We start from the raw sequence: 7,314 nt of genomic DNA, 5'->3' as shown, positions 1-7,314 counted from the left end.
TTCCGACAGTCTGGGTGGGCAGCTCGCCTTCACTGGCGTTTTGTTCACTTAACCAAATTTTCTCCGTTGTCTCGAACCTTGGGTGCGAGCACGGGGCGCGAAAACTCGGACTTTTTCATTTGACACGCAGGTAAATGGTATGGGTGATTCCGTCAGCATTCCAGCTCTTCTAACCACTGATGCATGTCGAGAAACTCTTCGGCAAACCATTGGTGAGGAGCTCTATCACGCCTTGCGTGGCCGCCAGACCGTTGCGCCGCTCAGCGGGCGCGAGCTGCAACTGGATATCGACGATGCATATGCAATATCGCTCGCTTCGCTGAGTCTCCGTTGTGCTGATGGTGAGCGTGTCGTGGGTAAAAAAATCGGCGTTACCTCTAAGGCCGTCCAGGACATGCTGGGTGTGCATCAACCTGACTTCGGTTTTCTGACCGACCAGATGGAGGTTGCCAATGGTTCTCCCATCGACGTTAACGCGCGTCGGCTGATCCAGCCCAGAGCAGAGGCTGAGATCGCTTTCATTCTTGGGTCAGACCTCGTTGGGCCAGGCTTGACGGAGGCCGATGTGCTCCAGGCAACCGACTGGATCGCGCCTTGCTTCGAAATAGTGGACAGCCGCATTGCCAATTGGCAGATCGGTATCGTCGATACGATTGCTGACAACGCTTCCTGCGGAGTCTATGTGCTCGGGGAAAACCGAGTGAGTCCTGAAGGGCTTGATCTGTCTGCATTGAAAGTCACGGTGTGGAAAAACGGCGAATTCCTGAGCGAAGGCTTCGGCTCCGCTGTTCAAGGGTCGCCACTCACCGCAGTCGCCTGGCTGGCGAACACATTAGGCCAATACGGCGTATCACTAAATGCCGGAGACGTGATCTTGTCCGGAAGCCTTGTTCCACTGGCCCCAGCGGTTGCTGGCGATCGCTTTGAAATGGAGTTGCAGGGCGTCGGGAGAGCATTGGCGTGTTTCGTTTGAAGTACCTGCGAGTTCGCTCGATCCGGATGCGCTACAGCGCACAACACCAAGAGGAATTTCTTCCATGACTAAAATTCGCTGCGCACTGATTGGGCCAGGCAATATCGGCACCGATCTTCTGTACAAGCTCAAAAGAAGCCCCGTCCTGGAGCCAGTCTGGATGGTCGGTATCGATGAGACATCAGAAGGTCTGGCGCGCGCCCGTGAGATGGGTTTAAAAACCACCAGCGGCGGCGTTGATGCTCTGTTAGCGCATATTGAAGCAGACGACATCCGTATCGCTTTTGATGCCACCAGTGCCTATGTACATGCGGAAAACAGCCGCAAGTTGAATGAGCTGGGCGTTCTGATGATCGACTTGACGCCTGCCGCTATCGGCCCTTACTGCGTGCCGCCAGTCAATCTCAAGGCCAATCTTGAGTCCGGCGCCATGAACGTCAACATGGTCACCTGTGGCGGCCAAGCCACCATTCCGTTAGTAGCGGCCGTCTCAAGCGTACAGCCGGTGAAATACGCTGAGATCATCGCTACCGCCGCCTCCAAATCTGTAGGTCCCGGCACGCGCAAAAACATTGATGAATTTACCCGCACAACATCTAGAGCCATTGAAAAAGTAGGCGGTGCTAAAGAAGGTAAAGCCATCATCATCATTAACCCGGCTGAGCCACCTTTGATCATGCGCGACACGGTGCATTGCCTGACCGAAGGCGAGCCTGATCAAGAAAAGATCACCGCCGCGATTAATTCCATGATCAATGAAGTACAGAAGTACGTGCCTGGTTACACCCTGGTCAACGGCCCCGTATTCGAAGGAAATCGAGTGTCGATCTTTCTGGAAGTCGAGGGCTTGGGAGACTACCTGCCGAAATACGCCGGCAACCTCGACATCATGACTGCGGCCGCTGCACGCACCGCGGAAATGTTCGCCGAGTCCCTGATCGAACAATCGCGGCAAGCAACTACCGCTTAAGGAGCGCATCATGGATCTTCGCGGCAAGAAAATTACCGTCCACGATATGTGCCTGCGCGACGGTATGCACCCAAAACGTCACCAGATCAGCCTTGAGCAAATGAAAGACATTGCTTGCGGCCTGGATGACGCAGGCGTGCCGCTCATTGAAGTCACGCACGGTGACGGTCTGGGCGGCCGATCGGTCAATTATGGTTTTCCCGCGCACACCGATGAGCAGTATTTGTCGGCGGTGATTCCACTCATGAAGAACGCCAAGGTTTCTGCATTATTGCTGCCCGGCATTGGAACCGTTGAGCATCTGAAAATGGCTCACGAGCTCGGGGTAAACACAATTCGTGTCGCTACCCACTGCACTGAATCTGATGTATCGGAACAGCACATCACCTATGCACGCAAGCTTGGCATGGATACCGTAGGGTTTTTGATGATGGCCCACATGAACAGCCCGGAAGGTCTGATCAAGCAAGCCCTGCAAATGGAGTCCTATGGTGCCAACTGTGTGTACATCACTGACTCCGCCGGTTACATGCTGCCAGGTGATGTGAGCGCCCGCGTTTCCGCGATCCGGGCTGCACTGAAACCAGACACTGAAATTGGTTTTCATGGCCACCACAATTTGTCCATGGGTGTTTCAAATTCAATCGCTGCCATAGAGGCCGGTGCTACCCGCATCGACGCCGCTTGCGCAGGCTTGGGCGCCGGCGCCGGTAATACCCCGATGGAAGTGCTGGTCGCGGTGTGCGACCGCATGGGCATCGAAACCGGTGTGTCGGTTTTTGGCATTCAGGATGTCGCTGAAGATCGCGTATACCCAATCATGGACTTCCCTATCCGCAGCGACCGGGACGCACTGACCATGGGCTACGCAGGCGTATACGGCTCCTTCCTGTTGTTCGCCAAACGCGCTGAGAAAAAATACGGTGTCTCGGCACGCGAGATTCTCGTGGAAATGGGGCGGCGTGGCATGGTGGGCGGGCAGGAGGACATGATCGAGGATACGGCGCTTACGATGGCCAAAGCGCGCCAGCAAGCAAAACTGGAAGTGCATGGCCATGCGTAGTCATGATTTTGTTCCGCTGACAGTCAAGCAGGTCGTGCGCGAGACGGAGGATGCCGTCTCCCTCGTACTGGACGTGCCTTTTGAATCGCTTGCTGATTTCGACTACCAGCCAGGTCAATTCCTGACGGTACGGTGCGAAATGAGCGGGAAGTGGGTCAAACGCTGCTATTCACTTTCCAGCTCGCCTCACAGTGACGACCGTCACGTGATCACCATCAAGCGAGTGGCCGGGGGCCGTGTCTCCAACGCATTGTGCTCAGATTTGCGCGCAGGTGATGTGCTCGAGTGTTTGCCACCCAGTGGCATGTTCGTGCCGAAATCCCTTGATGGCGATTTTCTCCTGTTTGCAGGCGGCAGTGGTGTTACTCCAGTGCTGTCGATCGCCAAGTCGGTGTTGGCGCAAGGTGCCGGCAAGGTACTGCTTATTTACGCCAACAGAGATGAGAATTCGGTCATCTTCCGCGACGTGTTGCGAGCACTTGTGAGCGAATATCCCGAGCGTATGGCAGTCGTGCACTGGCAGGAATCGCTGCTGGGATTGCCAACGAAAAGCAACCTGGCGTTATTGAGCAAAGGATGGCTCTCGGCTCAGGTGTTCGTATGTGGTCCGACGCCTTTCATGGTCAACGTTACACAAGCGTTGGATGGGTTGGGCGTGGATTCCGCGCGTATTCATGTCGAGAAGTTCGTCTCATTGCCAGATGAGGAGGTGTTGCCAACCGAATCGATTTCCAAGGGTGAAGGGGAGACGTTGAGCGTTCTCCTGTCCCTGGAACTCGACGGCACCGAACACCAACTGCAATGGCGTGAGGGTGAAAAGATGCTCGACGCTCTGCTGGCTGCAGGCATCGATGCTCCGTATTCATGTCGGGTGGGCGGATGCAGTACCTGTATGTGCCTAGTGACCTCCGGAAAAGTGGAAATGGCTAACAACCTGGTCCTTGATGCGCGCGAACTCGCCGAAGGTTGGGTGCTGTCTTGCCAGGCGCTTTCCACAGGAACTCCAGTGTCCGCTGTTGTGCCAACCTGAACAAATAACGGCTGTTAAAAACAAAAACAATAAGGACTACTTCCATGAAAAAACGCTGCACTGAAATCGTGCCCGTTTGCGCGTCGCGTAAACTCGGAGCCTTATACACCGCAACGGCCTTGGCCTTGGTTGCTGGTAATGTAAGTGCTGTGGAATTAGACTTCGGTAACCCCGATATCAAGAGTCGCTTCGACAATACTGTTCGGTACAACCTGGGCGTTCGCACTCAAGGGCAAAATTCGGCGATTACCAATACACCCGGCTTCGCGAATTCAGATCTCAAGTTCGATCGTGGCGATGTCGTCACGAATCGCCTCGATGTGGTTTCGGAATTTGACTTTGTTTTTCAGGATAATGTTGGCTTCCGAGTCAGTTCGCAGACGTGGTACGACGACGCTTACGAGGATGGTAAGGAAGTTACCAACCCCAACCTGCCGAACTCATCAGCGTATCCCGGGAATAACTATACGAGTTATGTGAAACGATGGAACAGAGGGCCTTCCGCAGAGTTTCTGGATGCCTTCGTTTTCAAGCAGTTCGAAATTGGCGACGTGAGTGGCGGCGTGAAGGTGGGCAGCCACAATCTGTATTGGGGTGAGTCGCTGTTCAGCTTTGTACATGGTGTTTCCAACTCTCAAGGACCAGTCGATGTCCGCAAGGCTGCGGCCAACCCGGGTACTGAAGCTAAAGAATTGTTTAAGCCGTTAACTCAGGTATCCGCTACCACTAACCTGACCAAAACATTTAGCCTCTCAGGCCAGTATCTTCTCGACTGGAAGCCATCAACTCTGCCTGATGGTGGTACGTACTTTGGAAGCAGCGACTTTGTTACGCAAGGCGGTGGCACTGTCCTGCCCGGTGGCTTGCCCTTCACCGGCATTAACCACAGGCCCGATGATCGCGGTGACTGGGGTCTGGCAGCCCGCTGGAGCCCGGATTGGCTCCAAGGGACGGCAGGGCTTTACTATCGTAAGTATTCCGACAAGCTTCCGCAGTTCGCGCTCGCACCCGATTTCAGTAGCTTGGGACTTGACTATCTCGACAAGCGCGTCGAGTTGATCGGTGCCAGCTTGTCGAAAAACATCGGCGGCATCGCATTCGCTGCTGAGGTGAATCATCGCAAAAACACCGGCTTGCTGGGGGGCGGGGCGACCACCCTTGGGCAGGAACCGATTGGCGATACCTGGCATGGCCTCGTCAATGCTATCGCCTACGTAGGTAAGACTCCACTGTTTGATTCCATGCCCGTGCAGGCGGAGGTGACCTATAGCCGCCTGGACAAAGTGCGAAAAAATGCGGCCAATTTCAATTCAGTGGATTATGGTTGCGCCAACGTGGAAGCCGACATGGGCTGTGCGACGAAGGATGCCTGGGGACTCGCGATCAGGGTAGAGCCCAAATGGTATCGAGTTATCGATGGTGTCGATCTGTCCATGCCGCTTTTTTACTCCGTCGGGCTTAAAGGCAATTCTCCCGTTGTGTTTGGTGGTAACGAGGGCGCCGGCAGTTATAGCGCAGGCGTGACCGCAGACATCTACAACACGCATCTCGTCACCTTGGCCTATAACGGCATTATGGCTGACTACCAAACTTCCGTTAATCCAATCACCGGCCAGAAGTTTGTAAGTGATGTAGGCGGTGCGGCCCAGTGGGATCGTGGCTACGTTAGCCTTACTTATAAAACCTCCTTCTGAATAAAAAAATAGGAGCATAGCCATGCAGTATAAAAATACTAAGATGTTAGGTTCGATGTTTCTGGCCGGTTTTTGGTGCGTGGCCATTCATGCCGCACCGGGTGCAGAACTGGGCCCTGGTCTGCTTCCCTGGGGGGCGACCAAGGCTGGCAACGAGGCGAAAACAATTCCCGAGTACGATGGCCGAGACTACGCGAAGGGTGAACCGATAAAATCAGGTATACGTCCCGACCCTTTCGCCGACGAAAAACCGCTATTTACGATCACGGCCAAGAACATGGCCGAGCATGCCGACCAGCTCAGTGATGGTATCAAGGCGATGCTGCAGAAGTATCCGGACAGGTACCGTCTCGATATCTATCCGACCCATCGCACTAAGGTCTATCCGCAGTGGGTGCAGGATAACTCGATCAAAAATGCCACGGCGTGCAAGTTGGCTGACGGCAATCTGAAACTGCAAGGTTGCTTTGCCGGGGTGCCATTTCCTGTACCGAAGGACGGTGCCCAGGTCATGTGGAATCACCTCGTCAGGTACTCGACATCCGGCCCGATGGAGGGGCGCTTCGAATCTTACGTGGTTGATGCTTCCGGAAGGGTCACTCTGCAAGGTGATGGTGTAGCCGCCTACTACTCCCCGTTCTTTGATCAGAAGTGGGATGGCCCCGTCCCGGAAGGCACGGATTACTTCTCGTTCCGTTCGGATTACACCGCACCTGCGCGTCAGTCGGGTGAGAAAATTCTCACTTTGGACTCTACTGACATGTCCGGTATCGGCGACCGCGTATGGCAATATCTACCTGGCCAGCGCCGCGTCAAGTCGTCCCCCGACCTGACATTCGACACGCCATCGCCTGTTTCTGGGGGATCGCAAACGATGGAAGACGTTCGCCTCCATATGGGCAGTATTAGTCGCTTCGATTACAAGTTGGTGGGCAAAAAGGAACTCTACATCCCTTACAACAGCTTCAAGATGCTTAATAGCACAACCTGCGGTGTTCCGACGCTCATGCAACCCAACTTCCATAACCCCGACTGTACACGGTGGGAACTGCACCGGGTGTGGGTCGTGGAGGCTACTCGCAAGCCTGGGGTGAGGCACCTGTATTCCAAGAAGATGTTCTATTTCGACGAGGATGCGCCGGATGCTGGCGTCAGCGACAGTTATGACGGGGCGGGCAAGGCGTATCGGGTGAACGTGGTCTTCCCTTACACGATGTTCGAGGAGAAGGGGTTCTCGACGGATATGATGACGACTTATGACCTTCAAACCGGTATTTACGGCTCTGGTTATTCGTCACACGGTGGCTGGTTCTCAGCGCCGAAACGTCCGTTGAATTACTTTACCGCCGATGGCCTCTCTGCTTCGGGAGTTCGCTAAGTCGTATCGCGGCGGCCGTGCATGGACATGTTTGTTTCCGTGCACGGCACCGCGCCCACCTTTGCAGGGGCAAATATGTTGTTTACTTCCATCCTATTGAAATTTATCCGCCAGCGCATGGCTGTAGTGGTTTGCGCATTGAGTTTGTTCTCGATGGCGGCGCACGCCTACCTTCCCCCGGAGAGTACGCCCGCAGAGCATACGGC

7 protein-coding genes are annotated in these 7,314 nt (G+C 54.7%); all 7 read left to right on the top strand.

Features of this window, described 5'->3' with window-relative positions; translation table 11 throughout:
- Positions 1-139: 139 nt before the first annotated feature.
- Positions 140-973, top strand: a complete 834-nt coding sequence (locus ACRESJ_RS18840) for a fumarylacetoacetate hydrolase family protein (protein ID WP_431759234.1) — start codon at positions 140-142, stop codon at positions 971-973.
- A gap of 64 nt (positions 974-1,037) precedes the next feature.
- Positions 1,038-1,943 carry an acetaldehyde dehydrogenase (acetylating) gene (locus tag ACRESJ_RS18835; RefSeq protein ID WP_431759233.1) on the top strand — a complete coding sequence of 302 codons (906 nt, stop codon included), beginning with the start codon at positions 1,038-1,040 and terminating at the stop codon, positions 1,941-1,943.
- Positions 1,944-1,953: 10 nt separating this feature from the next.
- On the top strand, positions 1,954-3,006 hold the full coding sequence (dmpG, locus tag ACRESJ_RS18830) for a 4-hydroxy-2-oxovalerate aldolase (protein WP_431759232.1): 1,053 nt from the start codon (positions 1,954-1,956) through the stop codon (positions 3,004-3,006).
- Positions 2,999-4,036 carry a 2Fe-2S iron-sulfur cluster-binding protein gene (locus tag ACRESJ_RS18825; RefSeq protein WP_431759231.1) on the top strand — a complete coding sequence of 346 codons (1,038 nt, stop codon included), beginning with the start codon at positions 2,999-3,001 and terminating at the stop codon, positions 4,034-4,036. The genes dmpG and ACRESJ_RS18825 overlap by 8 nt, the downstream gene beginning before the upstream one ends.
- A gap of 44 nt (positions 4,037-4,080) precedes the next feature.
- Positions 4,081-5,730: a DUF1302 domain-containing protein gene (locus tag ACRESJ_RS18820; protein WP_431759230.1), complete on the top strand. Its 1,650-nt coding sequence runs from the start codon at positions 4,081-4,083 to the stop codon at positions 5,728-5,730.
- Between the two features lie 22 nt (positions 5,731-5,752).
- Positions 5,753-7,108: a DUF1329 domain-containing protein gene (locus tag ACRESJ_RS18815; protein WP_431759229.1), complete on the top strand. Its 1,356-nt coding sequence runs from the start codon at positions 5,753-5,755 to the stop codon at positions 7,106-7,108.
- A 21-nt stretch (positions 7,109-7,129) separates the two neighbouring features.
- Positions 7,130-7,314 (top strand): hypothetical protein (locus tag ACRESJ_RS18810; RefSeq protein ID WP_431759228.1); only part of this gene is annotated, 185 nt, incomplete at its 3' end.

This window comes from Pseudomonas sp., from assembly GCF_050739655.1.
Classification (GTDB): Bacteria; Pseudomonadota; Gammaproteobacteria; order Pseudomonadales; family Pseudomonadaceae; genus Aquipseudomonas.
This window is presented reverse-complemented; position numbering and strand designations above follow the sequence as displayed.

Excerpts from the sequence above, each read along its gene's own strand:
- ACRESJ_RS18840 (WP_431759234.1), top strand. The coding sequence starts at position 140 with ATGGGTGATTCCGTCAGCATTCCAGCTCTTCTAACCACTGATGCATGT.
- ACRESJ_RS18835 (WP_431759233.1), top strand. The coding sequence starts at position 1,038 with ATGACTAAAATTCGCTGCGCACTGATTGGGCCAGGCAATATCGGCACC.
- dmpG (WP_431759232.1), top strand. The coding sequence starts at position 1,954 with ATGGATCTTCGCGGCAAGAAAATTACCGTCCACGATATGTGCCTGCGC.
- ACRESJ_RS18825 (WP_431759231.1), top strand. The coding sequence starts at position 2,999 with ATGCGTAGTCATGATTTTGTTCCGCTGACAGTCAAGCAGGTCGTGCGC.
- ACRESJ_RS18820 (WP_431759230.1), top strand. The coding sequence starts at position 4,081 with ATGAAAAAACGCTGCACTGAAATCGTGCCCGTTTGCGCGTCGCGTAAA.
- ACRESJ_RS18815 (WP_431759229.1), top strand. The coding sequence starts at position 5,753 with ATGCAGTATAAAAATACTAAGATGTTAGGTTCGATGTTTCTGGCCGGT.